The following is a 26,972-nucleotide window of genomic DNA, read 5'->3' as shown; positions in this document are numbered from 1 at the left end:
TCAAGCTGTTCGGGCGATCGAGCTAATAAAAAAGAGCGGGTCCTTGCGGCCCACTCTTCATCAAGCGATCAAGAATTTGAGAGCCATATAGTCGGGTTTTTCCGAAATTGCAAGTTCTGCGACCGATTCCGCCAAATCGCTTCCGGCAAGGCGAACGAGCCTATGGCCAGCGAAGGTCTTGCGCATATATTGCCGGTGGGTCTCAAAAACAAAAGCGGGAGAAATCGTGGCCTACACCTCAGCGACATTGGCGCCCTTGCGGCACGATACCTATCGGGCCATCTGGTTTGCCAGCCTTTCCTCGAATTTCGGCGGCCTGATCCAGGCGGTGGGTGCTGCCTGGATGATGACGACCATCACCGCTTCGGAGGATATGGTCGCGTTGGTTCAGACCTCGACGGCGCTGCCGATCATGCTGTTTTCCCTGGTATCGGGCGCGCTCGCCGATAATTACGACCGACGCCGGGTCATGCTGACGGCGCAGTGCATGATGCTTGTGGTGTCGGCGCTGCTGACTGCATCAGCCCTTCTCGGCTGGATAACGCCCTGGCTGCTGCTCTTCTTCACCTTCCTGATCGGCTGCGGCACTGCGCTCAACAACCCTTCATGGCAGGCCTCCGTCGGCGACATGGTGCCGCGCGCCGATCTGCCGGGCGCCGTCACGCTGAACAGCATGGGCTTTAATATCACCCGCAGCGTCGGCCCGGCGATCGGCGGCGCCATCGTGGCGGCGGCGGGTGCTGCCGCGGCGTTCGCGGTCAACACCCTGAGTTACCTCCCATTGATCTACGCTTTGCTGCGCTGGCGGCCGAGCACACCGGTCTCGACTCTGCCGCGTGAGGCGCTCGGCAGCGCGATCTTTGCCGGCTTGCGCTACGTCTCGATGTCGCCCAATCTCGAAAAGGTTCTGGTCAGGGGCCTTATATTCGGTGTCGGCGCCAGCTCCATCCTGGCGCTGCTGCCGATCGTCGCGCTCGATCTCGTCGCCGGTGGTCCGCTGACCTATGGCTTCATGCTCGGCGCCTTCGGTATCGGCGCGATCGGCGGTGCGGTGCTGAGTGCAAGAATTCGCCAGGCGCTGTCCAGCGAGACGATCATCCGCCTCGCCTTTGCCGGCTTTGCGCTGAGCGCCGTCATCGCCGCCATCAGTCCGAGCGCCGTCCTCACATCAGCCGGGCTGCTCATTTCGGGCGCCTGTTGGGTCTCCGCACTTTCGCTCTTCAACACCATCGTCCAACTGTCGACGCCGCGCTGGGTGGTCGGGCGCGCGCTGTCGCTCTATCAGACCGTCACCTTCGGCGGCATTGCCGGTGGCAGTTGGCTCTGGGGTGTTGCGGCGGACCGCTATGGGGTCGCCGATGCGCTGCTGATGGCGTCGGTCGTACTGCTGCTCGGCATTGCGATCGGGCTGCGGTTTTCGATGCCGGCCTTCGCCTCGCTCAATCTCGATCCGCTGAACCGCTTCACCGCGCCGGCCTTAAGCCTCGACATCACCCCGCGCAGCGGCCCGATCGTCATTCAGGTCGATTACGAGATCGCCGACGACGATCTGGCGGAATTCATGACGCTGATGGGCGAGCGCCGCCGCATCCGCATCCGCGACGGCGCCCGGCATTGGGCGCTGATGCGCGATCTCGAAAATCCTGGCCTCTGGACGGAAAGCTACCATACGCCGACCTGGGTCGAGTACATAAGACACAACCAGCGGCGCACGCAGGCCGATGCTGAAAACATCGACAGGCTGCGCGCGCTCCATCGCGGCGACGGTCCGCCCCATGTCCACCGCATGATCGAGCGCCAGGCCATCCCGCCAGGCGATGATGTCTTCCACAAGGCGCCGATCGATCTGCATCATTGAGAGCAACCATGTACAGTTTCAGGCTCGCCCGTCTATCCGATCTCGCAGCCATCGTAAGGCTTCTCGCCGATGACGATCTCGGCGCCGCCAGGGAAATCGTCTCCGATCCCGTCGATGCGCGTTATCTTTCGGCCTTCGCGGCGATCGAGGCGGACGCCAACCAGTTGCTGGCTGTCGTAACCGACGCCTCCGACCAGGTCGTCGGCCGCCTGCAGCTGAGCTTTCTTCCCGGCCTCTCCCGGACGGGTATGTGGCGCGGGCAGATCGAAAGCGTGCGTATCGCAAGAGAGTGTCGCGGAGCGGGGCTCGGCGCGCAATTCATCGAATGGGCGGTCGCCCAATGCGTCGAGCGCGGCTGCGGCCTCGTGCAGCTGACATCGGACAAGACACGGAAAGAGTCGATCCGCTTCTACGAGAAGCTCGGTTTCGTCGTCAGCCACGAAGGACTGAAACGCAACCTGTGAATCCGGCTACTTCAGCTTGCCCTTCATGCCGGCTTCGGGAAAGCATGTCGGCTTCATGCCGTTCTTTGCTTGCCACTGGCCGATCGAGCGCCGCGTCTTGTAGCCCGGCAGTCCGTCGGTGCCGCCGACGTCATAACCCTGCCGCTCCAGCGCCTTCTGCATGGCGGCCACATCCGAACGCAGCATCTTGCCGACATCGCCCCATTGGCCCTCGAAGGCGCCGCCGTTCGAGGCGATCCGGTCGGCGAGATTGCCGATATAAAGCGCGTAGAGGTCGGAGTTGTTATACTCCTTGATGATATAGAAATTCGGCGTGACGATGAATTCCGGGCCGTCGCGGCCGGCCGGCACCAGCATCATCCCTTGAGCCTTCATCTCACCTGAGGGAAAGGCCTTGCCGGAGATGCGCTCAATGCCGACCGAGGCCCAGTGCGAAAGCGGTTTTGCCAGATCAGGCCCCTCCTGCGCGCAGGAGACCGCTTCGGGTATCGACACCTCGAAGCCCCAGTCGCGATCGCGCTGCCAGCCCTTCTTGACCAGATAGTTGGCGATCGAGGCGAGCGTATCCGGCACCGAGGTCCAGATGTTGCGGTGGCCGTCGCCGTCGAAATCCACGGCATATTTCAGATAACTCGTCGGCATGAATTGCGGCTGTCCGAGCGCCCCGGCCCACGAGCCCTTGAAGTCGGCAGGCGTGACGTCGCCGCCGTCGAGAATATGCAGTGCCGCCACCAGCTCGGTTCGGAACATCTCCTTGCGCGTCGACATGAAGGCCTTGGTCGCCAGCACTTCGATCGCCGATTCCGGGATCTTCGCGGCCCCGAACCCCGTCTCGCGGCCCCAGATGGCAAGCACGATCGAGCCCGGCACGCCATAGGTCTTTTCGATCCGCTTCAACGTCGAGCCATACTGCGCCGCAAAGCCGCGCCCTGTCGCTGCGAGCTTCTTCAGCCGGTCCTCGTTGAAATAGGGACCGGGCGAGGAAAATTCCGCCTGCGTCTGCTTCTGCTCCTTCGGCGGCGGGAAACCGGGCGGGGCGAGATCCGGCAGATTCCAATTCAGCGAGATGCCCGAGAAGGCGGCCCTGAAGGTCTTCTCGGAAACACCGCCCGCCTTCGCCTCGGGCCAGAGGTCGCTCTGCACCCATTTTTGGAATTGTGCCTCGACATCGGCTTTGGAGGGGGCGGCGTGGGAGGTGAGGGGGAGGAGGGTCGTCATTATCGTGAATGCGAACATCCGCAGCCGTCGTAGAACACCCCCCTCTGTCCTGCCGGACATCTCCCCCACAGGGGGGGAGATCGGATAGGAGCGTCTTCTCGCCCTAATCGACGGCCACAAATGGCCGAAGCCGCTGGGCACATGACCGAGATTTCGGGAGGCCTGCGCCTCTTGCCGATCTCCCCCCTTGTGGGGGAGATGCCCGGCAGGGCAGAGGGGGGTATGGTGCGGCATATATAAACCCCTCATATCACCGTCCGCGCCCGCAGCGCCGCCGCCAGCGTGCCCTCATCGAGATAGTCGAGCTCGCCGCCCACAGGCACGCCATGCGCCAATCGCGTAATCTTCACGTCGAGCCCCTGCAACTGGTCGGTAATGTAATGCGCCGTCGTCTGCCCCTCGACGGTCGCATTGACCGCGATGATCAGCTCGCGGATGCCGCCTTCGCCGATCCGGTCGATCAGTCCGCGGATATTGAGATCGTCGGGCCCGATCCCGTCGAGCGGCGACAGCGTGCCGCCAAGCACGTGATAGGCGGCGTTCATCGCGCCGGCCCGCTCCAGCGCCCAGAGGTCCGACACGTCCTCGACGACGATGATGACGGATTGATCGCGCTGCGTATCGGTGCAGACGGTGCAAGGGTCTGTTGTATCGACGTTGCCGCAGCGCGAGCAGATCTTCACCTTGTCATAGGCTTCGCCCATCGCGTTCGACAGCGGGCCGAGCAGCTGATCCTTCTTCTTGATCAGATGCAGTGCTGCCCGGCGCGCCGAGCGCGGCCCGAGGCCCGGCACCTTCGCCAGAAGCTGGATGAGTTTTTCGATTTCGGGTCCGGTGACTCGTTTTGCCATGCGCCGTTCTTAACTGATATGGAACGAAAACGGAATCGCGGAAGGATCGGCCGTCCCATGAAAATCCTGGCGCTGTGCATCGGTAATGCGGAAAAGCTGGCCGGCAAGAGCTACAAGACCGGTATTTTCAAACATGCCGTCAACGGCGCCGTGATGATCGATGCCGAAGGGCTGGTCGGCGATGCCATCTGCAACCGCAAGCATCATGGCGGTGTCGATCAGGCGGTTTATGTCGAGGGATCGCTGACGCTCGACTGGTGGAGCAGGGAGCTTGGCCGGCCGCATGAACCCGGCACCTTTGGCGAAAACATGGTGATCTCAGGCCTCGACAACCGCGACGTCGCCGTCGGCGACCGGTTCATAGCAGGCGATCTTATTCTTGAGGCCACCGCCTGCCGCATTCCCTGCGCCACCTTTGCGGCCAGGATGGCCGATCCGAAATTCGTCAAGCGCTATACGGTGGCCGCCCGCCCCGGCATTTACTGCCGCGTCGTCAGAGTCGGCGTGGTCGAGGCCGGAGTGACGGTCGAGTATCATCCCTTTTCCGGAGAGAGGGTGACGATGCCGGAGCTTATGAAAACATTCGGCCAACGGCTTTCGGAGGCGGACCGGTCGCGATATCTCGCCGCTCCCATTCACTATAAGCTACGGGCGACGCTAGAAGCGTAGCGTTAAGAACGGCGTTCTGTGGGGATCGCCGGCCCGATAGCCGCATCGGCTATCGGAACTGCAGTCAAAAAGAAGGCCAATTGCCTGCTATCAAAACGGCAGCTTGAAGCCGGGCGGGATCGGCAGACCGGCGGTCAGCGCCTTGGTCTTTTCGGCGGCGAGCGCCTCGGCCTTGTCCTTGGCGTCCTTGTGAGCGGCAACGATCAGGTCCTCGAGGATCTCGACATCGTCTTCCTTGAACAGCGATGGGTCGATTTTCAGGCTTTTCAGCTCGCCCTTGCCCGAGATGACGACGGTGACGAGGCCGCCGCCCGCCTTGCCTTCGGCGGTGAGCTCGGCGATCTCCGCCTGCATCTGCTCCATCTTCGCCTGCATTTCCTTGACTTTGCCCATCATGCCCATGATGTCGCGCATCGTCTCGCTCCTTGTTGAAACGTCAAAATTCTATGTCGTCGCCGGGTAGGATGTCACCTTCCTCGGATTCGGCGGCGGCCGGCGGCTTCAACTCGCCTTCCTCCTCCGGTTCGGGCGCCCGCACGCGCACGTCGATGATCTTGGCGCCGGGGAAATGCGCCAGGATTGCCGCGACATCGGGATCCTGACGCGCATCGCTGACGCGCTGTTCCTGCGCCTTGGCCTCTGCCTCCACCATCGTCGGCCCGCCTTCTTCGCGGCTGGTGCTGACGATCCAATGGATTCCGGTCCATTCCTTGAGTTTGACGGCGAGCTCGTTGAGCAGCGTATTCGGCGCGCCTTCGGTGAGGTTCACATCAAGCCGGCCGGGCTCAAGACGGACCGGCCGCACGAAGTTGCGCACCAGCGCCTTTAATTTGACGTCGCGCTTCTCGGCCGCAAGCTCGACGATATCGGCGATGGAATTGACACGCACGAGCGGCTTCGGAGCCTCTGCGGGCTTTGCCTCGGTACGACCGATATTCTGCGGCTCCGGATTAGGCACGGCGCGCAGCATCGCGGTGGGCCCCGAGGGCTGCGGCCGTGGTGTCGGCTCCGTCGCCCGTGCGGCAACGCTGCTCTGATAGGGAACCCGCGTTCCGTTGCCGCCGCCACTGCCCGAGGGTGAGGAGGGCCGCTGGCCGGCATTATCGTCGGAAAACTCCGCAAGCCGCCGCGCCGCATCCTCGGGCGCCGGCAGATGCGCCGCGTGCGCGAGCCGGATCAGCACCATTTCGGCCGCCCCCGCTGTGCGCGACGAGCCTTCCGCTTCGGGAATGCCCTTCAGCAGCATCTGCCAGATGCGCGACAGCGTCGTCACCGCAACACCCCTAGCGAATTCCGCCGCCTTGGTGCGCTCGATCTCGCTCAGAGAAGGGTCGTTTGCCGCATCCGGCACATATTTCAGTCGCGTCACCAGATGGGTGAAATCGGCAAGATCGGTCAGCACGACCACCGGATTGGCGCCGGCCTCGTACTGGCTCTGGAACTCGCCGAGTGCACCGGCCACATCGCCTTTGACGATTTGCTGAAAGAGATCGACGATCCGGGCGCGGTCGGCAAGGCCGAGCATGCCGCGCACCGCTTCCGCCTGCACGGCGCCTGCGCCATGGGCGATCGCCTGGTCGAGCAGCGACAGGCCGTCGCGGGCAGAGCCTTCGGCGGCGCGCGCGATCATCGCCAGCGCGTCCGGTTCCGCCTCGATGCCCTCCTTGGCCGCGATTGTCGAAAACAGCCCGACGAGATCCGACGCGCTGATGCGGCGCAGGTCGAAGCGCTGGCAGCGCGACAGCACGGTGATCGGCACCTTGCGGATCTCGGTGGTGGCGAAGATAAACTTCACATGCTCCGGCGGCTCTTCCAGCGTTTTCAGCAGGCCGTTGAAGGCCTGGGTCGACAGCATGTGCACTTCGTCGATGATATAGACCTTGTAGCGCGCCGAAACCGGCCGGTAGCGCACCTGCTCGATGATTTCTCTTATATCGTCGATGCCGGTATGGGAGGCGGCATCCATTTCGATCACGTCGACATGCCGGCCTTCCATGATCGCCTGGCAATGTTCGCCGGGCACGCGCAGGTCGATCGTCGGCTTGTCGATATCAGCCGTCTTATAATTCAGCGCGCGCGCCAGGATGCGCGCCGTCGTCGTCTTGCCGACGCCGCGCACGCCGGTCAGCATATAGGCTTGGGCAATGCGGCCGGTCTCGAAGGCGTTGGTGAGCGTGCGGACCATCGGCTCCTGGCCGACCATCAGGTCCGTGAAATCCTTGGGGCGGTATTTGCGAGCCAGCACCCGGTATCCGGTGCCCGTCGAGGCGGCATCTTTTGATTGTCGCTCGGTATCGCTCATCGCCCTGCTTGTCGCCCGAATTGTCGAGCATTTCGTGGAGAGAAGGTGGGAGGCTGGCACGATGACCCGTGCCGGGCTCGTTAGGGCTGCTTCCTTCCGGACCTGACCCGGTTGGCGAGTGGCTCGTCCACCACCAACCTCCCGGATGCACATATCGGCAATATCGTCATCAAAAGCAAGCCAACATCCAAAAAAACTGCTAGTCCTAGGAAAAGACAGGAGGAATGTCCCTTGGACGGTTTTGTGCTCGACCCCCGGCTGGAAAACGACAGCACCAGCATCATGGTCACCGGTCTCTGTGATCTCAGATTATCCAAGGATGCCCGCTGGCCGTGGCTCATTCTGGTCCCGCGGCGGGCTGGAATTACCGAAATCTTCGAGTTGACGCCGCTCGATCAGGTGCTGCTCGCCTTCGAGACGGAGCTTGTCGCCAAGGCCCTGAAGGACATCACCAGCGCGACAAAAATCAACATAGGGGCTCTTGGCAATATCGTCCGCCAGCTTCATGTTCATGTCGTTGCCCGCTTCGAAGGCGACGCCAACTGGCCGGGTCCCGTCTGGGGTTTCGAGCGCGCGGAGCCTTACGAGGACGCAAGGAGAGACGAATTCACAGCAAAGCTGCGGGAAGCCCTTTCATCATGAACCATTCGCTTTTCGATTCGGATGTGCCCCATCCGGAACCCAGCAATCTCACTGCCTTTGCCGCCAACGACCTCAATCGCGATTCCGAACACCGCGACGAACATTCCGTCGAAAGGGCGCTGGCAAAGGACGGTACCCATATCTTCGCATTCGCCCAGGACAAGCTGGTGCTGAAACATGACGGCCAGGTGCTCGATCCGCTGTTTGCCCGTTACGAACTGCAGGAATTGCAGCCGAATTGGGACGAGACTGTGCTGCTCGGCTACCGCAAATCAGGCGAGCCGCGCCTTGCCGTTCCCGTCGGCATCGACGTCGAGGACCTTGCCAGCCAATACAAGCCGGCCGACGGCCGCACGCTGTTTCGCGAGATGCTGATCGACGAAGTCTTGCTCGGCGAATTCGCTCAGGCCGCAAGCCTCATCCGCTGGAATGGCGACAACCGCTTTTGCGGTCGTTGCGGCGCGGCGATGGAGATTCATATCGGCGGCTACAAGCGCGTCTGCACCGCCTGCGAACACATGATCTTCCCCCGAACCGACCCCGTCGTCATCATGCTGACGATCGATGAGCAGCGCGGCCTCTGCCTGCTTGGCCGCAGCCCGCATTTTGCGCCCGGAATGTATTCCTGTCTTGCGGGCTTCGTTGAACCCGGCGAGACCATCGAGAATGCCGTGCGCCGCGAAACGCTGGAGGAATCGGGCATCCGCACCGGCCGCATCCGCTATCATGCCTCGCAGCCCTGGCCGATGCCGCATTCGCTGATGATCGGCTGTTACGCTGAGGCCAAATCGACCGAAATTACGCGCGATGAGACCGAACTCGAGGATTGCCGCTGGTTCACCCGCGAGGAAACAATTGAGATGCTGGAACGCCCGAGTGCGACGGGCAAGGCCTCTCCGCCGAAAGGGGCGATCGCCCACCGCCTGATGCGCGACTGGGCGGAGTGGAAGCGGTAACACCATGCCGGTCGCCCGCTCGGAACGGCTGCTGACGCTGCTGCAGACGCTTCGGCGTTATCGGCGGCCGGTGACCGGAATTGTTCTTGCGCAGGAAACCGGCGTCAGCCTTCGCACGCTCTATCGCGATATTGCCAGCCTGCAGGCCCAGGGCGCGATGATCGAAGGCGAAGCGGGCATCGGCTATGTGCTGAAGCCCGGCTTCATGCTGCCGCCGATGATGTTTTCCGAAGAAGAGCTGGAAGCCTTGGTGCTCGGTTCGCGCTGGGTGGCCCGCGCGGCCGAGCCGCGCCTTGCCGGCGCCGGCGCCGATGCGCTGGCGAAGATCGTCGCCGTGCTGCCGGCCGACATGCGTGACATGGTCAATTCAGCGACACTCTTCGTCGGCCGCAAGCGCCAGGACGAGGACAGGGCCGATGTTTCGGCTATCCGCAAGGCGATCCGTCTGGAGCGCGTGCTCGAACTGCATTACGGCGACGAGCAGGGCCGTATCTCCCGTCGCCGTGTCTGGCCCTTCGCGCTCGGCTATTTCGAGCATGTGCGCATCATCATGGCCTGGTGCGAACTGCGCCAGGATTTCCGCCATTTCCGCACCGATCGCATCATTGATATGGCGGTCCATGAGATGCGTTATCCCCGTCGCCGCACAGCGCTCCTAAAGGAATGGCGCGAGACGCAGGACGTGCCGCTGGAGACCTGAACGCTGCTGCCATAAACTGTCAGCAGGGAGAGCTATTATCAGTCTCACTTCACTACAGCGCCGCGCGTCTTCGGACGCGCAAGGACGCTGTGACATCCAGGTTTAGCGCGTCGTGCCGATGCGCTTGGGAAGGAGTACTGATGATGGTAACGCCTCCAGTCATTCAACAGGCCGGCGATCGCTTTGCCTCCGACAGCTTTGCCGATATCATTTCGGCCGAAACCTTTGCCGACGTCCGGCAGTCGGCAGGCTCCGGCCTACTGCGCCTGGCTATGAGCTTTTTCCGGATCTCCGAGGGCAACCGCTCGAAACTCGATATCGAAGCCATACCGGATTCCCGCAAGCGCGACCTCGGTTTCATGGATGGGCGCAACCCGCGCCTCCAGGACCGGTTCCCGCTCTAAATATCTGATTGTCCAACTCATCCACTCGCCGAGAACGGGCGTTGCCTTCGCAGCGCCTTTTGTTTCCTGCTGCCATAAATTGGCAGCAGGAGATCACGCCGACCCAACTTACTGCAACGGGAGAACCGAAATGACCAGCCCCAATCTGATAATTCTCTATGTCAAGGATCCGGCAGAGAGCGCGAGCTTCTATCGGAACCTCCTGAACCGCGATCCGGCCGTCGAAGCGCCGAATTTCGTCGCCTTCCCGCTCGATGGCGGCTTCACCCTTGGTCTCTGGCGGCGCAGCAAGGTCGAGCCGCAGCCCTCGGCCATCGGCAATCGAGGCGAAGTGGCCTTCATGCTGGCGGGAGAAAATGCCGTCGCCAGGCAATATGATGACTGGCGTCAGCGTGGCCTGCCGATTGCCCAGGAACTGACTGAACTCGATTTCGGCCCGACCTTCGTCGTGCTCGACCCGGACGGGCATCGGCTCCGCGTATGCGAGCCGGATAAATAATGAGAGAGCGCGAGGCCTGTTAAAGCAGGCCTCGCATTACATGCCCCTTGTAAACCCCGAGGATGCGCACCTTTTCGGAGAAGAAACGCAGCTCCTCCAATGCTCGGCGAACGTTCGGATCGTTCGGATGGCCCTCGATATCGGCGTAGAATTGCGTCGCCACGAATTTTCCGCCGAGCTGATAGCTTTCAAGCTTCGTCATGTTGATGTTGTTCGTCGCAAACCCCCCGAGCGCCTTGTAGAGCGCAGCCGGAATGTTGCGAACGTTGAAGACGAAGGTGGTGACGACCTTTTCCTCAGCCGAAGTGCGTTGCGCCCATTCCTCATCGCGCGACAGGATCACGAAACGGGTGACGTTGTTTTCCGTATCCTCGACATTCTCGGCGACGATCTCCAGCCCATAGAGATCAGCGGCAAGGCGCGGAGCAAGCGCCGCCATCGAGCGATCGCCGGTTTCCTTCACGAGTTTTGCCGCCCCGGCCGTATCGCCGGCGATGACAGGCTTCCAGCCGTGAGCGCGCACAATCTTGCGGCACTGTCCGAGGGCGTGGATATGGCTGTGGACGGTGCGGATCTCATCCTTGGTGACCCCGGGCAGAACCATCAGCTGAAAGCGGATCGGCATGAAATATTCGCCGATGATATGCAGCCGCGATTCCGGCAGCAGATGATGGATGTCGGCGACGCGTCCGGCAATGGTATTCTCGATCGGGATCATTGCGATATCGGCGTCGCCATTGTCGACTGCCGTGAAGGCATCCTCGAAAGTCTGGCAGGGCAGCGGCTCCATTGTCGGAAACATGTCGCGGCAGGCCATGTCGGAATTGGCGCCGAATTCGCCCTGGAAGGCGATCCTGTTGGTCTTGATGTTCATGATAGTCCCGTCAGTTCTGCCGTGCAGAGAGGATTCGCCGCGCTTTTTCGAGGTCGGCCGGAGTATCGACACCGAGCGGAACCGTGTCAACGATCTCGGCATCTATGCGCATGCCGGCCTCCAGTGCCCGCAACTGCTCCAGCGATTCGCGCTTTTCAAGCGTCGACGGGCCGAGCGACACGAATCGTTCGAGCGCTGCGCGCCGATAGGCATAGAGGCCGATATGATGGTACAGCGGCCCCTTGCCGTAGGGCGCCGTTGCGCGCGTGAAGTAGAGGCCGCGCAGGCGGGTGTCAGAAATCGGCGAGCCAATGACCTTGACGATGTGCGGCGCAGTCTTGTCCTCCTCGTTGTCGATTTCAATGGTGAGCGTGCCGATATCGACCGCTTCGTTCTCGAGGGGGCGCAAGGCCGCCCGCACCGTTTCCGGCTCGATCGTCGGCAGGTCGCCCTGGACGTTGACGATGAACTTCGCCTTGCCGTCCGGATCAACCTTCTTCAACGCCTCGAAGATGCGGTCCGAGCCGGATTGATGATCCTTGCTGGTCATGACGACTTCGAAACCGGCGGCGGCCACCGTATCGAACACTTGCGGATCGTCGACGGCGACGACGACGCGGCCGATTTCGGCTTCTTTTGCGCGCATGGCCACCTGCACGATCATCGGCAGTCCGCAAATATCCGCGAGCGGCTTGCCCGGAAGCCGGGTGGAGGCCATCCGTGCCGGGATCAATACGAGCACGTCGTCGAAATTTGAATCACGCATGGTTCGGGCCTTCTATTCCGGGCTGAAAAGTGTCAAAAAGTCTCACGCATAAGACCATTTAGACAGTTGCAACGAACAGTCAAAAGACATAGGTTCCGCGCGATTTCAAGATGGTCCGGTTCTGGTCTGCCGGCTGCAAGGGGAGCATTGCAGATGAATTCATACGTCAATACGGCCGTGGGGGCACTGCTCGGAACGATTTTCGTTCTGATGTCGGTCTCCATCGCGTCCGAGGGGATCTTCCATTCCGAAGCGCCGGAGAAGGAAGGTTTCGCGATCGTTGCCGAAGAGGCGCCTGCCGCCGGCGGTGAAGCTGCGCCGGCCGCTGCCGTTCCGATCGCCCAGTTGCTCGCTTCTGCAGATGCCAAGGCCGGTGAAGCGATCTTCAAGAAGTGTCAGGCCTGTCATGACGGCACCAAAGGCGGACCGAACAAGGTCGGTCCGAACCTCTTTGGTGTCGTAGATCGCCCGATCGCCTCGCATGAGGGCTTTGCCTATTCCGCTGCGATGAAGGATTTCTCCAAGGGCGGCAGCGAGAAGTGGACTTTCGAGAACCTCAACAAGTTCCTGCTGGCGCCGAAGAAGGACGTTCCAGGCACCGCGATGGGCTTCGCCGGTCTGGCGAAGGATCAGGATCGCGCCAACGTCATCCTCTACCTGCACACGCTCGCTGATTCGCCGGTGCCGCTTCCGGATCCGAAAACGGCCACGCAGTGAACGGCACGATGATCGCATTCATGGAAAAGCCCGGCTCGCAAGCCGGGCTTTTCTTATTATGCCGAGACCCGCTCAGGCGCCCAGGAAATAAGCCCAGAGCGAGACCGTGATGGCGCCGAGCGCCGTTGTCACCGTGATCGTCGAGGCGGCGAGGCTGTGACCGACGCCGAACCGGTTGGCGATCAGCCAGGCGTTGACGCCGGTCGGCACCGATGAGGTCAGTACGATCGCTGCCGTCCATGCAGGGCTGAGGCCGAGGAGATGGCTCGCCGCCCAGACGCAACCGGGCAGCAGCAGCAGCTTTAAGCTCGAGGTGACGCTGGCAATGCCGAAATTGCCGGAGACGCCGTATCTCTCCAGCGCCATGCCGAGCGAGATCAGCGCCGCCGGACCGGCAATGCCGGCGATCTGATTGACGACCGTCGCCAGCGTCGCTGTCATGGTAAGGCCGGAAAGGTGCATGGCCATGCCGGCCGCAAGCCCGATCACCAACGGATTGCGTATGAGATTGATGGCGATCTGGCGAAGCACGAACACCATGCTGCGGTCGCTTTTGCCGGCGATCTTGCGCTCCGCGTGCTCCATCAGCACTGTGCCGGCGACCATCATGACAGGCAGATGCACGGCAAGCAGGATCGACAACGCCACGAGCCCTTCGTCGCCGATGGTCCGCTGAACGAGCGGCAGCCCGATGAAGACGTTGTTGGCGAAGGCTGAGGACACCCCGGCAAGTACGCCGATCCGTTCGTCGCGGCCGAAAAGCCGTGTGGCGGCGATATGCCCGGCCGTCCAGGTGATGGCGACGCCGGAGAAATAGACGATCCAGAGCCGGAAAGGGGAGGCGCCGTGGAAATCCGCTTCGGCGATGGTGCGGAAGAGCAGAAGCGGCACGGCGATCTTGAAGACGAATTCGCTGAGCGCGTCGCCGACATTCGACGCCATCAGGCCGCTGCGAACGATCACCCAGCCGATGAGGATCAGGATGAAGATGGGAAGGACGTCGAGAATGATGGCTGACATGAGGCGGGATGCTCTGCGGGGAGGGGAGTATCCGACCTCTACAGCATCGGCCCGAAAATCGGAATGGATTTTCGGTAAGCCCGATGCGCAGATTTAAAGAGTGAGAGCGTCCTTTGCGCGCCCGAACGGACGCACGGCGCTCGATCAGCAAAAGGCAAGCGCCGCCCGATCCGGCCGCGGAACTCTCCGCAAAGCATGGGCAAAGCCCGCTTTTCCGCTCCGGCCTTGCCGGAGGGATCACGAAGCTGCCAGTTCATCCGTGGTCAGCATCGCGCCGGTAAGATCGAAGGGATCATCCCTCGGGCGCCCGGCTGCAACTGAAAGCTGCTCATGCCGGTCTTCCTGCGAATATTTGTAGGATTCGAAGATGACAGGGGCATGACGAACAAGCGGCACTTTTGCGAAGAAATAGATGCATCATTCGCCATTTGTCCTTCCAAACCGCGGAAATTTCGCTAAGACCAAACCCCGGCTATCACAAATCCGGGACCTCCCATTTCATGACAAGATTCGATGTTCTGACGGTCGGCAACGCAATCGTGGATATCATCGCCCGTTGCAACGATCAGTTCCTCATTGACAACCAGATCACCAAGGCGGCGATGAACCTCATCGACGCCGAACGCGCCGAACTCTTGTATTCACGCATGGGACCGGCTCTCGAAGCCTCCGGCGGCAGCGCCGGCAACACGGCGGCGGGCGTTGCCAACCTCGGCGGCAGGGCGGCCTATTTCGGCAATGTCGCTGCAGATCAGCTAGGCGACATCTTCACCCACGACATCCGCGCCCAGGGCGTTCACTACCAGACGAAGCCGAAGGGCACCTTCCCACCGACCGCGCGTTCGATGATCTTCGTCACCGAGGATGGCGAGCGTTCGATGAATACCTATCTCGGCGCCTGCGTCGAACTCGGTCCTGAGGATGTCGAGGCCGATGTCGTTGCCGATGCCAAGGTCACCTATTTCGAAGGTTATCTGTGGGATCCGCCGCGCGCCAAGGAGGCGATTCTCGACTGCGCCCGCATCGCCCATGAAAACGGCCGGGAAATGTCGATGACGCTGTCCGACAGTTTCTGCGTCGATCGGTACCGCGGCGAGTTCCTCGATCTGATGCGCTCCGGCAAGGTCGATATCGTCTTTGCCAATCGCCAGGAGGCGCTGTCGCTTTACGAGACCGACGATTTCGAAGAGGCGCTGAACAGGATCGCCGCGGACTGCAAGATCGCCGCCGTGACGATGAGCGAGAACGGCGCCGTCATCCTGAAGGGCCGGGAGCGCTATTACGTCGATGCGATCAGGATCCGGGAGGTTGTGGATACGACGGGTGCCGGCGACCTGTTTGCCTCCGGCTTCCTCTATGGCTACACGCAGGGACGCTCCCTCGAGGATTGCGGCAAGCTCGGCTGCCTGGCTGCCGGCATTGTCATCCAGCAGATCGGCCCGCGCCCGATGACCTCGCTTTCCGAGGCCGCCAAACAGGCGGGGCTTATTTGAAGGCTTCACCGGGATAGGCGCCCCAGATTTCCGACTGCGCCACCCAGCCCGCGGCGCCGTCGGTTTCTGCGTGGCACCAATCGCCGTTGCATTCGCCGATCGTCAGCATCACGCCGGGTTCCAGCTTGGCGACGATCGAGGCGGAGGGCTGCGCCTCACGGCGCAGATTGACATAGACGCCCTTGCCCTTCGTCTTCATCCAAGGCGCGGCGATCGCTGCGCGCTGGCCCGATAGCAGCGACTGGTTGACCCAGCCTTCAGTACCGTCGGCATCGCGGATGCGGCGCCAATTGTCGTATTCCTGGATGATCTCCACCGGAAGGCCGGATTTCAGATACATCCACGATACGGCGAAGTCCGTTCCCGGGCCGATGCGCAGGTTGACGCGCTTCGATTTCAATGTGACGAAGCGCGGCAATGGCAGGCCGCTCGGCCCCTTGGCCGCCTGCGCATGAGCAAATTCTAAGGTTCCCATGGATGCGGCCAGAGCGATCGCAAGGGCGAGGCAGGACTTCAGGACTTTGCTGCGCATGGAGGCTTCCGTTTGCTCGAATTCGCGCCAGGCACGGCCTGCGCGCGGTCCGGGCTTTTACATTCCACGGCTGCACCACGAGTTTTGTTTGTCTTCGCGTGCGGGTCTGGTAGAAATTGCCCGGAACGGGAAAATTATCACCCCTCTTGGTTAAAGACCTCTGAACAAGGCACCGCAGGCAGCCATGACAGCGAAGAAAAAACCGAAGGTCTACATCACCCGCAAGCTGCCGGATGCCGTCGAAACCCGAATGCGGGAGCTCTTCGATGCCGAGCTGAACATCGATGACACGCCGCGCTCCATTCCCGAACTTGTCGCCGCTGTCCGGACCGCCGACGTGCTGGTGCCGACCGTCACCGATCGCATCGATGCGGCGCTGATCGATGAGGCGGGACCGCAGATGAAGCTGATTGCCAGCTTCTCCAACGGCACCGACCACATCGACGTCGAGGCGGCGGCGCGCAAGGGCATCACCGTCACCAACACGCCGAACGTCCTGACCGAGGACACTGCCGATATGACGATGGCACTGATTCTCGCGGTTCCGAGGCGGCTCGGCGAAGGGGCGCGGGTCCTGACCGACAAGCCGGGCGAGTGGGCCGGCTGGTCTCCCACCTGGATGCTCGGCCGGCGCATTCACGGCAAGCGGATCGGCATCGTCGGCATGGGGCGAATAGGCACGGCGGTGGCCCGCCGCGCCAAGTCTTTTGGTCTTTCGATTCACTACCACAACCGCAAGCGCGTCAATCCGGCCGTCGAGGACGAGTTGGAGGCAACCTATTGGGAAAGTCTTGACCAGATGCTGGCCCGCGTCGACATCGTCTCGATCAACTGCCCCTCGACACCGGCGACCTTTCACCTGATTTCGGCGCGCCGCCTGGCGCTGCTGCAGCCGACGGCCTATCTCGTCAATACGGCGCGCGGCGACGTCGTCGATGAAACCCAGCTGATCAAATGCCTGAGAGAGGGCAAGATCGCCGGCGCCGGCCTCGACGTCTTCGAGAACGAGCCTGCCGTCAATCCGAAGCTCGTCAAGCTCGCCAATGAGGGCAAGGTCGTGCTGCTGCCGCATATGAGCTCGGCGACGATCGAAGGCCGGATCGACATGGGCGACAAGGTCATCATCAATATTCGCACCTTCATCGACGGCCACAGACCGCCGAATCGGGTGCTGCCTGGCCGCTGATGCGCGTCAGCGTATAAGGCTCTTCCGCATCTCGACGAAGGTCGTCCTGGTGAAACCGGGATGCGCCTTCTCGGCGGTTCTGGAAAATCCCCATGCGGCAAAGACGGCGTGATTGTCGGTAAGCTCGATGCGTGTCTCCAGCCGCAGGGCGGCAAGGCCGAATTCTGCAGCCGTCTTCTCGGCAACTGCCAGCAAACGCCTGCCGAGGCCCTTGCCTTGCGCTGCCGGCAAAACGGCGAGCTTGCCGACATAGAGACAATCGGCCTCCGGCCGCAGAAACAGGCAGCCGGTCAGTTTGCCATCGTCGATGACGACATGGCCGATCTCGGCCTCAGCCTTTGCTGCCAGCGTTTCCGCCGTGAGACCGAGCGCCGAGGATGGCGGATCGATCCTGCCATTCATCGAAGCGAAGGCCGTGAGGATGAGGGCGAGCAGTTCGTCCCAGCGCGTGAAGTTCTGGTCGAGGCGGATAATCCTCATCCGGCCTGCCTGGCGCGGCGGCGCTTATAGCGTACGGTTTCGAACCGGGCCGAGAGTGCGTCGTAAAGCAGCAGCCGCCCGATCAGCGGTTCGCCGGCGCCGGTGATGAGCTTGATCGCCTCCATCGCCATCATCGTGCCGATGACGCCGGTGAGCGCGCCGATAATGCCGGCTTCAGCGCAGCTGGGAATCAGACCCGCCGGAGGCGGCTCGGGAAACAGGTCGCGATAGCCTGGGTTGGGCGCTCCGTCCTCGGCCGTCTCATAAGGTTTTAGCACGGTCAGTGAACCGTCGAAACGACCGACGGCGCCGGTGACGAGCGGGATACGTGCTTCCTCCGCCGCATCGGCCGCGGCATAACGCGTATCGAAATTGTCGGAGCCGTCGATCAGGAAATCGAAGCCGGATAATTGACGCCGGGCAGTCTCGCGAGAAAAGCGTTCCTCGAAGCGGACGAGCCGGACATGGGGGTTGAGCCTGGCAATTGCCAAGGCGGCGCTTTCGGTTTTCAGCTCGCCGATCGTGCCGGAATCATGGATCACTTGGCGCTGCAGATTGGACAGCGACACCCGGTCGTCGTCGACGATGCCGAGCGTGCCGATACCGGCGGCGGCGAGATATTGCAGGATCGGCGCACCGAGCCCCCCGGCGCCGATCACCAGCACACGGGCGGCTTTGAGTTTCTGCTGGCCTGCGCCGCCGATTTCGGGGAGCAGGATATGGCGTTGATACCGGGCGATTTCATCGGGGCTGAGAGGTTCCATGGCGGCGATCGTAGCATGGCCGCCGACATCGGCAAAAGCGACATCAGGAAAAGCTGTCTCCCTCATCCGAACACCCTTCCGTCCGCAACCGTAAAGAACTGCGCCCTGTCGCCGAGGGCCGAGAACATTCCCCGATCCGTTCCGGTCATGAAGGCCTGACCTCCCAGTCCGTCGATAAGGTCGAACAGCGCGGCGCGCCTGTTCTCGTCGAGATGCGCAGCGATCTCGTCGAGCAGCAGGATCGGCGCATGACCGGTGAGATTGCCGACGAGTCGCGCATGGGCAAGCACCAAGCCGACAAGCAGCGCTTTCTGCTCGCCGGTGGAACACCGCTCCGCCTCCATCGCCTTTTCGCGGTGGTGTACGATGAGGTCGGTCCGGTGCGGCCCCTCCAGCGTGCGCCCTGCGCCGGCATCGCGGTAACGGCTCTCGGCGAGCATCGCCGCGTAGTCGTCCTCGAGGTCGACCGATGGCCGCGAGAACTGGCCGTCCATGAAGCCTGAGAGCTGCAGCGAGGCTGACGGGAAAGGCGAACTCTCCAGTGTTTCCTCGGTCAGCCGGGTCAAGAGGCCGAGCATCTCCTGGCGGGCGAGCGCCATGGCGATGCCGAGGCTAGCCATCTGTTCTTCGATACCGGCAAGCCAGGAAGGGTCGAAGCGACCTTCGTCCAGCAGCTTGTTGCGGCTGCGCATGGCGCGCTCGAAATCGCTCGCGCGGCGGCCGTGGGCGGGATCGAGCGACAGCACCAGGCGGTCGAGAAAGCGTCGGCGGTCGGCGGAGGCGCCGGTGAAGAGCCCGTCCATCGCCGGTGTCAGCCAGAGAAGACGCAGATGATCGGTCAGCTCGTCGGCGGTTTTAGCCGGGGTGCCGTTGATCCGAAGCCGGCGGGCTGTGGTGTCCTCGCCCGTTTCTATGCCGGTTCCGATCTCGACTTCGCCCTCCATGCCGTCAAGCGCCGCGAAGATCGAAAAGCCGCCGGCCGCGCCGACGCGGGTAATGTCGCCATAGGCGGCTCGGCGCAGACCGCGGCCGGGCGAAAGCAGCGAGACCGCCTCCATGAGATTGGTCTTGCCGGCGCCATTGTCTCCGGTCAGCACGGCATGCCGACCATCGAGACTAAGGCTCGCGGCGGCATAATTGCGGAAGTCTGTCAGCTTCAGACGGGAAAGAGAAACCTTATGCGGCATTGCGTATCCGGGTTCGTGAAGCGTGACAGCTAAGCCGAAGCGGCGCGGTTGGCAAGCGCGCCGCCTTGCGCCGCGGATCGCGCGCACTTTACCAGAAGCATCGCAAACACGATCGATTCCGGAACTTTTCGGTACCGTTTTCCCAAATCCTGGAAAAATACAACCGCATCAGAGGCCTCCGACATTGGGAGTCCTCACCGACGACGGTCACCGTCGGGGTTCTCGGATAGCCTGTATAGCAGGGCTTCTGCGACTTTCCTCGATGGCTGCTGACGTAACGTAATGCCCAGAAAAAGTCGGTTGAATTTTGCAACTGTCGGGTTGCGTTATCCCGGGAAAACGATATGGTGAACAAAAGGTTCATGTATAAGAGAGTGGTGAAGTGCCAGATCCGGTCGATATCATTGTTGGTCGCAACATCAGACAGCTTCGCGCCATTCGTCGTGTTTCCCAGCTCGAGCTTGGTGAAGCACTCGGACTGACTTTTCAGCAGATCCAGAAATATGAAAAGGGGACGAACCGCGTTTCAGCCAGCAAGCTGCATCAGATCGCGGTTTTTCTCGGCGTCGAGATCTCCGCCCTCTTCGAGGGGACGGATATATCGGAATTCGGCGGCCGTATCGAACTCAGCCCTGATGCCTATGCCCTTGCGCTGAGCTACGACAAGCTGAACTCGGCTGCGGGCAAGGAAGCGGTCAAGACCATCCTTACACTCATGAGCGGCGACGTGGTCGAGAGCGCCGCCTGACTGAGCCGAAGCGGTCAGCTGATCTCGGAAAAGCAACACTTCTTCAGACAGGGACGATCACCGAATCATGTCGGGCTTGTCCGTAGCAGTAGACGCATTTCGCGACGCGCTGGTGAATCAGTGAATCTCGCACCCATGCAACGCCGTCAGCAGGTCGTCCTGCGTCTGGTGGCCGGCGTGGTAGAGGTCGATCGCGATACTGGCGATGGCAAGGCCCTGCTGGCTGCGAAGCTTGATATTGCGCTCGGCACACCATGTGTAGATTGCGCCGGCGAGAACGTCGACATCTTCGGACTGAGAGGAAAAGGCTGGCGCCATGATGGATACTCTTGCTTCGTGGTCCCCGTTAGAGCGTCTGCATCCAAATGGGACGCGCCGGAAACGCTCTGTCGCTCTGAAACTGCGCATCACCCTCCTGACATCGATGCCGAGATCCCGGGTCATGCGCTGACGGCAGAGATTGGAGTCATTTTAAAAACTTGCAAGCGGCATCATCGGGCTGCGTTAACGCAAGTTCCTGTTCCGATCGGGCGCCGTGTCGGTCTGGAACAGATCGCCCGGCAGATCTGGAACAGATCGCCCGGCATGAACTCCCATGTCCCAAATCAGGATTTGCGCGAGCAAAAAAAGCCGGAGACGTTTCCATCCCCGGCTCTCGCGATTGCGTATCGATCGACCGCTCAGCCTTCGAAGAATTCCTTCATCCGGGCAAAGAAGCCGGTCGACTCGGGATTGTTCTCCTTGGAGGAAATCTGCTCGAATTCCTGCAGCAGTTCGCGCTGACGTTTGGTGAGCTTTTGCGGTGTCTCGATCTGGATCTGGATATAAAGGTCGCCTGTCTGCGCCGAACGCAGCACCGGCATGCCCTTGCCCTTGAGACGGAACTGTTTGCCGGCCTGCGTGCCCTCAGGCACGCTCACCCGCGATTTGGTGCCGTCGAGTGTCGCTACGTCGAAGGTTCCGCCAAGAGCAGCCGTCGTCATCGAGATTGGCACGGCGCAATAGAGGTCGGCTCCGTCGCGCTGGTAGAATTCATGCGGCTTAACCGACAGGAAGATATAAAGATCGCCGGCCGGTCCGCCGCGAGCCCCGGCTTCGCCCTCGCCCTGCAGGCGGATGCGTGTACCATCCTCGATGCCGGCGGGAATATTGACCGAGAGCGACCGTTCTTCCGTCACCCGGCCCTGGCCGTGGCACTTCGGGCACGGATCGGGAATGATCTGGCCGCGGCCGTGGCAGGTCGGGCAGGTCCGCTCGATCGAGAAGAAGCCCTGGGCCGCGCGCACGCGGCCCGAGCCCTGGCAGGTGCCGCAGTTCTTCGGCTGGGTGCCTGGCTTGGCGCCCGAACCCGAACAGACGTCGCAGGTGATGGAAGTGGGAACGCGGATCTGCGCGGTCTTGCCCGAGAAAGCCTCTTCCAGCGTTATTTCCATATTGTAGCGAAGATCGGCGCCGCGCTCGCGGCCCCCGGCAGAGCGCTGACGCGCCCGGCCGCCGCCCATCATCTCGCCGAAAATATCCTCGAAGATGTCGGAGAAGCCGCCACCGGCAAAGCCACCGCCACCGCCGCCCATGCCGCCATGTTCGAAGGCCGCATGGCCATAACGATCATAGGCTGCCCGCTTTTGCGGGTCCTTGAGCATCTCGTAGGCTTCGTTGATTTCCTTGAACTTCCGTTCGGCTTCCTTGTCATCCGGGTTCTTGTCCGGATGATATTTCATTGCCAGCTTTCGGAAGGCGCTCTTCAGCTCTTTCTCGTCCGCCGATTTGGCTACACCCAGAGTTTCGTAAAAGTCCGCTTTTGCCATTAAGGATTAAACCCCGGAAATGGATTTCCGGCTGCCATGGTGAGCAGCCGGATCAGGTGTTGAAGCATAACCACGCCGCCGCGGATTACGCGGACTTCTTGCGGTCGTCGTCCTTGATTTCCTCATAGTCGGCGTCGACGACATTGTCGCCGCCTTCCGCGGAGGAATCGGCAGCAGCGCCGCCTTCGGCCTGCTGTGCTTCATAGATCGCCTGGCCGAGCTTCATGGATACTTCCATGAGCGTCTGGGTCTTGGCCTTGATGTCTTCGGCGTCGGCTTCGGTCGCCTCGGTCGAGGACTTCAGCGCGGCGATCGCATCCGAGATCGCGGTGCGGTCGGCTTCGGAGACCTTGTCGCCGTAATCCTTCAGCGACTTTTCCGTAGAGTGGATCAGGCTTTCGGCCTGGTTCTTGGCTTCGACGGTCTCGCGACGCTTCTTATCTTCGGCAGCATGCGACTCGGCGTCCTTGACCATCTTTTCGATGTCGGCGTCGGAGAGGCCGCCGGAAGCCTGGATGCGGATCTGCTGTTCCTTGCCGGTGCCCTTGTCCTTGGCCGAAACCTGCACGATGCCGTTGGCGTCGATGTCGAAGGTGACTTCGATCTGCGGCACGCCGCGCGGCGACGGCGGCAGGCCGACGAGGTCGAACTGGCCGAGCAGCTTGTTGTCGGCAGCCATTTCGCGCTCGCCCTGCGAAACGCGGATGGTGACGGCCTGCTGATTGTCTTCGGCGGTCGAGAAGGTCTGGCTCTTCTTGGTCGGGATCGTCGTGTTGCGTTCGATCAGACGGGTGAAGACGCCGCCGAGCGTTTCGATGCCGAGCGACAACGGGGTGACGTCGAGCAGCAGAACGTCCTTGACGTCGCCCTGCAGAACGCCGGCCTGGATGGCGGCGCCGAGCGCAACCACTTCATCCGGGTTGACGCCCTTGTGCGGCTCCTTGCCGAACAGCTGCTTGACGACTTCCTGCACCTTCGGCATGCGGCTCATGCCGCCGACGAGAACCACTTCGTCGATTTCGGCAGCGGTGACACCGGCGTCCTTGAGGGCTGCCTTGCAGGGCGCGATCGTACGCTGGACCAGATCGTCGACCAGGCTCTCTAGCTTGGCGCGGGTCAGCTTCAGCGTCAGGTGCTTCGGGCCGGAGGCGTCAGCCGTGATGAACGGCAGGTTGATTTCGGTCTGCTGCGACGACGACAGTTCGATCTTGGCCTTTTCCGCGGCTTCCTTGAGGCGCTGCAGGGCAAGCTTGTCGTTCTTCAGATCGATGCCGTTGTCCTTCTTGAATTCGGCAACGAGATATTCGACGAGGCGCATGTCGAAGTCTTCACCGCCGAGGAAGGTGTCGCCGTTGGTGGACTTCACCTCGAAGACGCCGTCACCGATCTCGAGGATCGAAATATCGAAGGTGCCACCGCCAAGGTCGTAGACGGCGATCGTCTTGCCGTCCTTCTTGTCGAGACCGTAGGCGAGAGCGGCAGCGGTCGGCTCGTTGATGATGCGCAGGACTTCAAGACCGGCGATCTTGCCGGCATCCTTGGTTGCCTGGCGCTGCGCGTCGTTGAAGTACGCCGGAACGGTAATGACGGCTTTCTCGACCTTTTCGCCGAGATAGGATTCGGCGGTTTCCTTCATCTTCTGAAGGATCATCGCGGAAATCTGTGCGGGCGAGTAGCCCTTGCCATTGGCTTCGACCCAGGCGTCGCCATTGTCGCCCTTGACGATGCTGAAGGGAACGAGATGCTTGTCCTTCTCGACGGTCGGGTCTTCGTAGCGGCGGCCGATCAGACGCTTCACCGCAAAAAGCGTGTTCGTCGGGTTGGTGACCGCCTGGCGCTTGGCCGGCTGGCCGACGAGGCGCTCGCCATCATCGGAAAAGGCCACCATGGAAGGGGTCGTGCGCGCACCTTCCGCGTTCTCGATGACCTTTGCGTCCTTGCCGTCCATGACTGCGACGCAGGAATTCGTCGTTCCAAGGTCGATACCAATTACTTTTGCCATGTCATTCTCTCCTTGAAGCAAGCTGTCGGAACCCCCAGAAGGCATTTCCCTGACAGCCCCTTACGGGATGGGTCTACTTGCGATTACGCAATCGTGATTGCGGTGATGCGGCGTATATAAGGAGCGGTTTTCTCGACTGCAAGGCGGGAAATGGCCCCGAATCCGGCAAAACGAATGTGTTGCCTTCAATTTTCGCAGCAGCCGGGAAAGAGGCCGCCCGATCCGCGGAAAGCGTACGATTTCTAGGATAGATGGCTTGCGCCGGGCATGCAGCACGGAATCTCATTGACCCATGATCAGGTCGAGCAGGGTCGTGCGCCGAGGCTGCACCGAAGAGGTCGTCTGCGACCCACCGACATCGCCGGGCGGCACGATGCCGTCGTAGCCTGAACTGCCGCCGTCGGCTAAGTCTGCAGGAGGAACAGGGCCGTTGCCGGGGCTTGCCCGCTGTTGCCGGACAGGCGCCTGTGGATACCGTTCTGCATTCTCGCCGCCGCCGAAGACGCCGGAAATGATGCCGCCGATCGTCGTCTGTGGCGGCACTTCGGCCGTGACCGGCTGCCCGCCGTCGGGCGCTGCCTGCGCCATCGGCTGGCCGCTGTTCGGATCGTCGATGAGCTGGCCGTTGCCGAAGAGCGGCGCCGGCGAAAGACCCTTGTGGGCGGCGACCATGAATTCCTTCCAGGCTTTGGCTGGAAGACCACCGCCGGTCACCTTCTTCATCGGCTTGCCGTCGTCATTGCCGAACCAAACGCCTGTCGTGAGGTTGCTGGTAAAGCCGACGAACAGCGCGTCGCGCGAATTCTGCGTCGTGCCGGTCTTGCCCGCCGCCTGCCAGCCGGGAATCTTGGCACTCTTGCCGGTGCCGTTTTCGATGACGCCCATCATCATTGCATCCATCTGCGCGGCGATCTGCTCGGAAAGCACGCGCGGCGGACTGTCATAGGTATTTTCGTAGAGAACCTTGCCCTCGGCGGTCGTCACTCGGCGGATGACGTGCGGCGTCGCCTTGTAGCCGCCGTTCATGAAGGCTGCATAGGAGGCGGTCAGTTCCATCAGCGACACTTCGGACGTCCCGAGTGCGATCGAGGCGTTCGGCTGCAACTCGCTTTCGATCCCGAGCCGGTGGGCGAGCTTGATCACCTGATCCGGCCCGTCATACATGACCAGCTGCGCGGCCACCGTGTTCAGCGACTTGGCGAGCGCGGTCGCCAGCGTCACTTCGCCATTGTATTTCTTCTCGTAATTCTCCGGAGTCCAGTCGCCGATGCGAATCGGCGCGTCGTTAAACACCGAAAATGGCGTCAGCCCTTTTTCCAGCGCTGCCGTATAGACGAAGGGCTTGAACGAAGATCCCGGCTGGCGCTTGGCCTTGACGGCGCGGTTGAACTGGCTCGTCGCATAGTCTCTGCCGCCGACGAGCGCCCGGATCGCCCCGGTGCCGTCGATCGAGACCAGGGCCGCCTGCGAGGCATCGAGTTTGCCGCCCTCCTTCTCGAGCACGTCGACCAGCGACTGCTCAGCCTTCTTCTCCAGCGATTTGTCGATCGTCGTATCGACGATGATGTCTTCCTTGACGTCGCCGATCAGTCCCGGCAATTCGTCCATGACCATATCGGCGACATAATGCCCGGCGCCCGACCAGTAGCTCTTGGCCGAAGCCGGGGTCTGCGACATCGCTGTCTTGACCTCGGAATCGGTGATGAACCCCTGCTCGCGCATCGCCGCCAGCACGAGCTGGGCGCGCGCATTCGCCGCTTCCGCGTCGCGGGCCGGCGAAAGCCGCGACGGCGCCTTGAGCAGGCCCGCCAGCACCGCTGCCTCGCCGAGGTTCACATCCCGCGCCGATTTGTTGAAGTAGCGGCGAGAGGCCGCCTCGACGCCATAGGCGTTTGATCCGAAGAACACCCGGTTGAGATACATCGCAAGGATCTGGTCCTTGGTGTATTTCTGCTCCAGCCAGAGCGCGAGCAGCACCTCCTGCACCTTGCGTTCCAGCGTTCTCTCGGGAGAGAGGAAGAGATTCTTGGCAAGCTGTTGCGTCAGGGTCGAACCGCCCTGCACCATGTGGCCGGCCGTGAAATTGGTGACGATCGCCCGCCCAAGGCCGAGCGGATCGACGCCAAAATGCGAATAAAAACGCCGATCTTCGATGGCGATGACGGCTTCGGGAATATAGGGCGACATGTTTTCGAGCGACAGCGCCTCGCCGCCGGTGGCGCCGCGATTGGCAATGACGCTGCCGTCGACGGCGGTGATCTTGACGTTCGGCGGACGCTCGGGGATCGCCCATGTGCTGGCGCTCGGCATGCGCGAGCCGTAATAGAGAACGAGCCCGGCAACGCCGATGCCGGCCCAGATGAAAAGCACGACGCACCAGTAGACCACGCCGCGCAGGAAACCGAAAAGGCCGCCGCCTTCACGCTCCCGCGGCTCGCGCCGCCGCTGGCGGGCGGCACGCTGCGGCGGGGGCTTGGAGCCGCCGCGACGCGCGGATCTGCTTCCGATGACGCGGTCATCGGCGTCGAGCGAAAATTCATCATCTTCGCGGGCCGGGCGGCCGCTGAAGGACGGTTCGATTCTGTCGCCTGATTTGCCTCTGCCTGCCATCGCGGACCGGTCGCATCCCCTGTTCGATCGCGAAGCCCACTTCGCATAACGGCGCCCAGTTACAGCGCCGGGCGTCTCTTTAGACGCGAGAAGGACGCTGTAGCACTTTGAAGTGCTGCATAATTTTGTCCTTAAACTGATTTCGATTTAAGGAACCATACAGCGGGCGACGCGATCATCCGAGTGAACTGTAATTGCGGCGATTTAACGGGGTGTTAAAGG

Annotated in this window: 27 protein-coding genes and 1 other RNA gene; 12 read left to right on the top strand and 16 right to left on the bottom strand. The window is 61.9% G+C overall.

The window, feature by feature from the left end; genetic code table 11:
- Positions 1 to 178: 178 nt before the first annotated feature.
- Positions 179 to 1,858, top strand: a complete 1,680-nt coding sequence (locus tag CO660_RS21700; protein ID WP_176536341.1) for an MFS transporter — start codon at positions 179 to 181, stop codon at positions 1,856 to 1,858.
- 8 nt (positions 1,859 to 1,866) lie between these two features.
- Entirely contained in the window at positions 1,867 to 2,322 is a 456-nt protein-coding gene (locus CO660_RS21695) for a GNAT family N-acetyltransferase (protein ID WP_097600452.1), read from the top strand.
- Between the two features lie 6 nt (positions 2,323 to 2,328).
- Here the strand turns inward: CO660_RS21695 and CO660_RS21690 are convergent, their stop codons facing one another.
- The gene (locus CO660_RS21690; protein ID WP_176536340.1) at positions 2,329 to 3,558 is read right to left on the bottom strand and encodes a lytic murein transglycosylase; all 1,230 of its coding nucleotides are present in this window, start codon (positions 3,556 to 3,558) and stop codon (positions 2,329 to 2,331) included.
- 227 nt (positions 3,559 to 3,785) lie between these two features.
- Positions 3,786 to 4,391: a recombination mediator RecR gene (recR, locus tag CO660_RS21685; protein WP_085776517.1), complete on the bottom strand. Its 606-nt coding sequence runs from the start codon at positions 4,389 to 4,391 to the stop codon at positions 3,786 to 3,788.
- Between the two features lie 57 nt (positions 4,392 to 4,448).
- Between recR and CO660_RS21680 the strand changes: the two genes are divergently transcribed.
- A complete protein-coding gene (locus CO660_RS21680) occupies positions 4,449 to 5,060 on the top strand; it encodes an MOSC domain-containing protein (RefSeq protein ID WP_176536339.1) in 612 nt (203 codons plus the stop codon).
- 90 nt (positions 5,061 to 5,150) lie between these two features.
- Here CO660_RS21680 and CO660_RS21675 read toward each other — a convergent pair whose 3' ends face one another.
- The 3 genes from CO660_RS21675 to ffs all read right to left on the bottom strand — a co-directional run bounded on the left by CO660_RS21675 (position 5,151) and on the right by ffs (position 7,504).
- A complete protein-coding gene (locus CO660_RS21675; RefSeq protein WP_004676719.1) occupies positions 5,151 to 5,474 on the bottom strand; it encodes a YbaB/EbfC family nucleoid-associated protein in 324 nt (107 codons plus the stop codon).
- Between the two features lie 22 nt (positions 5,475 to 5,496).
- Positions 5,497 to 7,362: a DNA polymerase III subunit gamma/tau gene (locus CO660_RS21670; protein WP_097600449.1), complete on the bottom strand. Its 1,866-nt coding sequence runs from the start codon at positions 7,360 to 7,362 to the stop codon at positions 5,497 to 5,499.
- A 45-nt stretch (positions 7,363 to 7,407) separates the two neighbouring features.
- Positions 7,408 to 7,504, bottom strand: an RNA gene (gene ffs / locus CO660_RS21665) — signal recognition particle sRNA small type.
- Positions 7,505 to 7,593: 89 nt separating this feature from the next.
- Between ffs and CO660_RS21660 the strand changes: the two genes are divergently transcribed.
- The 5 genes from CO660_RS21660 (at position 7,594) to CO660_RS21640 (ending at position 10,563) form a co-directional block, all read left to right on the top strand.
- Positions 7,594 to 8,004 (top strand): HIT family protein, encoded by a 411-nt coding sequence (locus CO660_RS21660; protein WP_097600448.1) that lies wholly within the window; start codon positions 7,594 to 7,596, stop codon positions 8,002 to 8,004.
- Positions 8,001 to 8,960 carry an NAD(+) diphosphatase gene (gene nudC / locus CO660_RS21655; RefSeq protein ID WP_085776522.1) on the top strand — a complete coding sequence of 320 codons (960 nt, stop codon included), beginning with the start codon at positions 8,001 to 8,003 and terminating at the stop codon, positions 8,958 to 8,960. Before CO660_RS21660 ends, nudC begins: the two co-directional genes overlap by 4 nt.
- A gap of 4 nt (positions 8,961 to 8,964) precedes the next feature.
- A complete protein-coding gene (locus tag CO660_RS21650) occupies positions 8,965 to 9,660 on the top strand; it encodes a YafY family protein (protein ID WP_097600447.1) in 696 nt (231 codons plus the stop codon).
- Positions 9,661 to 9,803: 143 nt separating this feature from the next.
- Positions 9,804 to 10,064, top strand: coding sequence for a hypothetical protein (locus CO660_RS21645; protein ID WP_097600495.1), 261 nt, complete (start codon positions 9,804 to 9,806; stop codon positions 10,062 to 10,064).
- Positions 10,065 to 10,194: 130 nt separating this feature from the next.
- The gene (locus CO660_RS21640) at positions 10,195 to 10,563 is read left to right on the top strand and encodes a VOC family protein (RefSeq protein ID WP_097600446.1); all 369 of its coding nucleotides are present in this window, start codon (positions 10,195 to 10,197) and stop codon (positions 10,561 to 10,563) included.
- Positions 10,564 to 10,582: 19 nt separating this feature from the next.
- Here CO660_RS21640 and CO660_RS21635 read toward each other — a convergent pair whose 3' ends face one another.
- Positions 10,583 to 11,437: a prephenate dehydratase gene (locus tag CO660_RS21635; protein ID WP_097600445.1), complete on the bottom strand. Its 855-nt coding sequence runs from the start codon at positions 11,435 to 11,437 to the stop codon at positions 10,583 to 10,585.
- A 10-nt stretch (positions 11,438 to 11,447) separates the two neighbouring features.
- Positions 11,448 to 12,203: a 3-deoxy-manno-octulosonate cytidylyltransferase gene (locus CO660_RS21630; protein ID WP_064800235.1), complete on the bottom strand. Its 756-nt coding sequence runs from the start codon at positions 12,201 to 12,203 to the stop codon at positions 11,448 to 11,450.
- Between the two features lie 153 nt (positions 12,204 to 12,356).
- Here CO660_RS21630 and CO660_RS21625 point away from each other — a divergent pair, with 153 nt between their 5' ends.
- A complete protein-coding gene (locus CO660_RS21625) occupies positions 12,357 to 12,920 on the top strand; it encodes a cytochrome c family protein (RefSeq protein WP_085776528.1) in 564 nt (187 codons plus the stop codon).
- A gap of 72 nt (positions 12,921 to 12,992) precedes the next feature.
- Here the strand turns inward: CO660_RS21625 and CO660_RS21620 are convergent, their stop codons facing one another.
- Positions 12,993 to 13,940 (bottom strand): AEC family transporter, encoded by a 948-nt coding sequence (locus CO660_RS21620; protein WP_097600444.1) that lies wholly within the window; start codon positions 13,938 to 13,940, stop codon positions 12,993 to 12,995.
- 500 nt (positions 13,941 to 14,440) lie between these two features.
- Between CO660_RS21620 and CO660_RS21615 the strand changes: the two genes are divergently transcribed.
- Complete coding sequence (locus tag CO660_RS21615; protein WP_097600443.1) at positions 14,441 to 15,433, top strand: adenosine kinase; 993 nt, start codon at positions 14,441 to 14,443, stop codon at positions 15,431 to 15,433.
- Here CO660_RS21615 and CO660_RS21610 read toward each other — a convergent pair.
- Positions 15,426 to 15,965: an SH3 domain-containing protein gene (locus tag CO660_RS21610; protein WP_011423530.1), complete on the bottom strand. Its 540-nt coding sequence runs from the start codon at positions 15,963 to 15,965 to the stop codon at positions 15,426 to 15,428. The genes CO660_RS21615 and CO660_RS21610 overlap by 8 nt on opposite strands.
- A 184-nt stretch (positions 15,966 to 16,149) precedes the next feature.
- Between CO660_RS21610 and CO660_RS21605 the strand changes: the two genes are divergently transcribed.
- Positions 16,150 to 17,151: a D-glycerate dehydrogenase gene (locus CO660_RS21605; RefSeq protein WP_097600442.1), complete on the top strand. Its 1,002-nt coding sequence runs from the start codon at positions 16,150 to 16,152 to the stop codon at positions 17,149 to 17,151.
- Positions 17,152 to 17,157: 6 nt separating this feature from the next.
- Here CO660_RS21605 and CO660_RS21600 read toward each other — a convergent pair whose 3' ends face one another.
- From CO660_RS21600 to recF, 3 genes are all read right to left on the bottom strand, one after another.
- Positions 17,158 to 17,631: a GNAT family N-acetyltransferase gene (locus tag CO660_RS21600; RefSeq protein ID WP_097600441.1), complete on the bottom strand. Its 474-nt coding sequence runs from the start codon at positions 17,629 to 17,631 to the stop codon at positions 17,158 to 17,160.
- Entirely contained in the window at positions 17,628 to 18,395 is a 768-nt protein-coding gene (locus CO660_RS21595; protein ID WP_097600494.1) for a molybdopterin-synthase adenylyltransferase MoeB, read from the bottom strand. Before CO660_RS21595 ends, CO660_RS21600 begins: the two co-directional genes overlap by 4 nt.
- Before the next feature lie 62 nt (positions 18,396 to 18,457).
- The gene (gene recF / locus CO660_RS21590; protein WP_097600440.1) at positions 18,458 to 19,582 is read right to left on the bottom strand and encodes a DNA replication/repair protein RecF; all 1,125 of its coding nucleotides are present in this window, start codon (positions 19,580 to 19,582) and stop codon (positions 18,458 to 18,460) included.
- Between the two features lie 382 nt (positions 19,583 to 19,964).
- Between recF and CO660_RS21585 the strand changes: the two genes are divergently transcribed.
- Positions 19,965 to 20,330 (top strand): helix-turn-helix transcriptional regulator, encoded by a 366-nt coding sequence (locus CO660_RS21585; protein WP_085776533.1) that lies wholly within the window; start codon positions 19,965 to 19,967, stop codon positions 20,328 to 20,330.
- A gap of 117 nt (positions 20,331 to 20,447) precedes the next feature.
- On the opposite strand, the gene CO660_RS21580 is transcribed toward CO660_RS21585, so the two are convergent.
- The 4 genes from CO660_RS21580 to CO660_RS21565 form a co-directional block, all read right to left on the bottom strand.
- Complete coding sequence (locus CO660_RS21580) at positions 20,448 to 20,648, bottom strand: hypothetical protein (protein ID WP_097600439.1); 201 nt, start codon at positions 20,646 to 20,648, stop codon at positions 20,448 to 20,450.
- Between the two features lie 362 nt (positions 20,649 to 21,010).
- Complete coding sequence (gene dnaJ / locus CO660_RS21575) at positions 21,011 to 22,138, bottom strand: molecular chaperone DnaJ (protein ID WP_085776535.1); 1,128 nt, start codon at positions 22,136 to 22,138, stop codon at positions 21,011 to 21,013.
- 85 nt (positions 22,139 to 22,223) lie between these two features.
- Positions 22,224 to 24,140, bottom strand: a complete 1,917-nt coding sequence (dnaK, locus tag CO660_RS21570; protein ID WP_085776536.1) for a molecular chaperone DnaK — start codon at positions 24,138 to 24,140, stop codon at positions 22,224 to 22,226.
- Between the two features lie 282 nt (positions 24,141 to 24,422).
- Entirely contained in the window at positions 24,423 to 26,750 is a 2,328-nt protein-coding gene (locus CO660_RS21565; protein WP_097600438.1) for a transglycosylase domain-containing protein, read from the bottom strand.
- Between the last annotated feature and the right edge of the window lie 222 nt (positions 26,751 to 26,972).

This window comes from Rhizobium sp. L9 (genome assembly GCF_002531885.1).
Lineage (GTDB): Bacteria > Pseudomonadota > Alphaproteobacteria > Rhizobiales > Rhizobiaceae > Rhizobium.
This window is presented reverse-complemented; position numbering and strand designations above follow the sequence as displayed.

Bases quoted from the DNA above. Each gene is read 5' to 3' on its own strand.
- CO660_RS21635 (WP_097600445.1), bottom strand. From the start codon at position 11,437: ATGAACATCAAGACCAACAGGATCGCCTTCCAGGGCGAATTCGGCGCC.
- nudC (WP_085776522.1), top strand. From the start codon at position 8,001: ATGAACCATTCGCTTTTCGATTCGGATGTGCCCCATCCGGAACCCAGC.
- CO660_RS21615 (WP_097600443.1), top strand. From the start codon at position 14,441: ATGACAAGATTCGATGTTCTGACGGTCGGCAACGCAATCGTGGATATC.
- CO660_RS21640 (WP_097600446.1), top strand. From the start codon at position 10,195: ATGACCAGCCCCAATCTGATAATTCTCTATGTCAAGGATCCGGCAGAG.
- CO660_RS21675 (WP_004676719.1), bottom strand. From the start codon at position 5,474: ATGCGCGACATCATGGGCATGATGGGCAAAGTCAAGGAAATGCAGGCG.
- CO660_RS21595 (WP_097600494.1), bottom strand. From the start codon at position 18,395: ATGGAACCTCTCAGCCCCGATGAAATCGCCCGGTATCAACGCCATATC.
- CO660_RS21695 (WP_097600452.1), top strand. From the start codon at position 1,867: ATGTACAGTTTCAGGCTCGCCCGTCTATCCGATCTCGCAGCCATCGTA.
- CO660_RS21610 (WP_011423530.1), bottom strand. From the start codon at position 15,965: ATGCGCAGCAAAGTCCTGAAGTCCTGCCTCGCCCTTGCGATCGCTCTG.
- CO660_RS21625 (WP_085776528.1), top strand. From the start codon at position 12,357: ATGAATTCATACGTCAATACGGCCGTGGGGGCACTGCTCGGAACGATT.
- CO660_RS21670 (WP_097600449.1), bottom strand. From the start codon at position 7,362: ATGAGCGATACCGAGCGACAATCAAAAGATGCCGCCTCGACGGGCACC.
- CO660_RS21605 (WP_097600442.1), top strand. From the start codon at position 16,150: ATGACAGCGAAGAAAAAACCGAAGGTCTACATCACCCGCAAGCTGCCG.
- CO660_RS21580 (WP_097600439.1), bottom strand. From the start codon at position 20,648: ATGGCGCCAGCCTTTTCCTCTCAGTCCGAAGATGTCGACGTTCTCGCC.
- CO660_RS21650 (WP_097600447.1), top strand. From the start codon at position 8,965: ATGCCGGTCGCCCGCTCGGAACGGCTGCTGACGCTGCTGCAGACGCTT.
- CO660_RS21630 (WP_064800235.1), bottom strand. From the start codon at position 12,203: ATGCGTGATTCAAATTTCGACGACGTGCTCGTATTGATCCCGGCACGG.
- dnaK (WP_085776536.1), bottom strand. From the start codon at position 24,140: ATGGCAAAAGTAATTGGTATCGACCTTGGAACGACGAATTCCTGCGTC.
- dnaJ (WP_085776535.1), bottom strand. From the start codon at position 22,138: ATGGCAAAAGCGGACTTTTACGAAACTCTGGGTGTAGCCAAATCGGCG.
- CO660_RS21690 (WP_176536340.1), bottom strand. From the start codon at position 3,558: ATGTTCGCATTCACGATAATGACGACCCTCCTCCCCCTCACCTCCCAC.
- CO660_RS21680 (WP_176536339.1), top strand. From the start codon at position 4,449: ATGAAAATCCTGGCGCTGTGCATCGGTAATGCGGAAAAGCTGGCCGGC.
- recR (WP_085776517.1), bottom strand. From the start codon at position 4,391: ATGGCAAAACGAGTCACCGGACCCGAAATCGAAAAACTCATCCAGCTT.
- recF (WP_097600440.1), bottom strand. From the start codon at position 19,582: ATGCCGCATAAGGTTTCTCTTTCCCGTCTGAAGCTGACAGACTTCCGC.
- CO660_RS21565 (WP_097600438.1), bottom strand. From the start codon at position 26,750: ATGGCAGGCAGAGGCAAATCAGGCGACAGAATCGAACCGTCCTTCAGC.
- CO660_RS21645 (WP_097600495.1), top strand. From the start codon at position 9,804: ATGGTAACGCCTCCAGTCATTCAACAGGCCGGCGATCGCTTTGCCTCC.
- CO660_RS21600 (WP_097600441.1), bottom strand. From the start codon at position 17,631: ATGAGGATTATCCGCCTCGACCAGAACTTCACGCGCTGGGACGAACTG.
- CO660_RS21620 (WP_097600444.1), bottom strand. From the start codon at position 13,940: ATGTCAGCCATCATTCTCGACGTCCTTCCCATCTTCATCCTGATCCTC.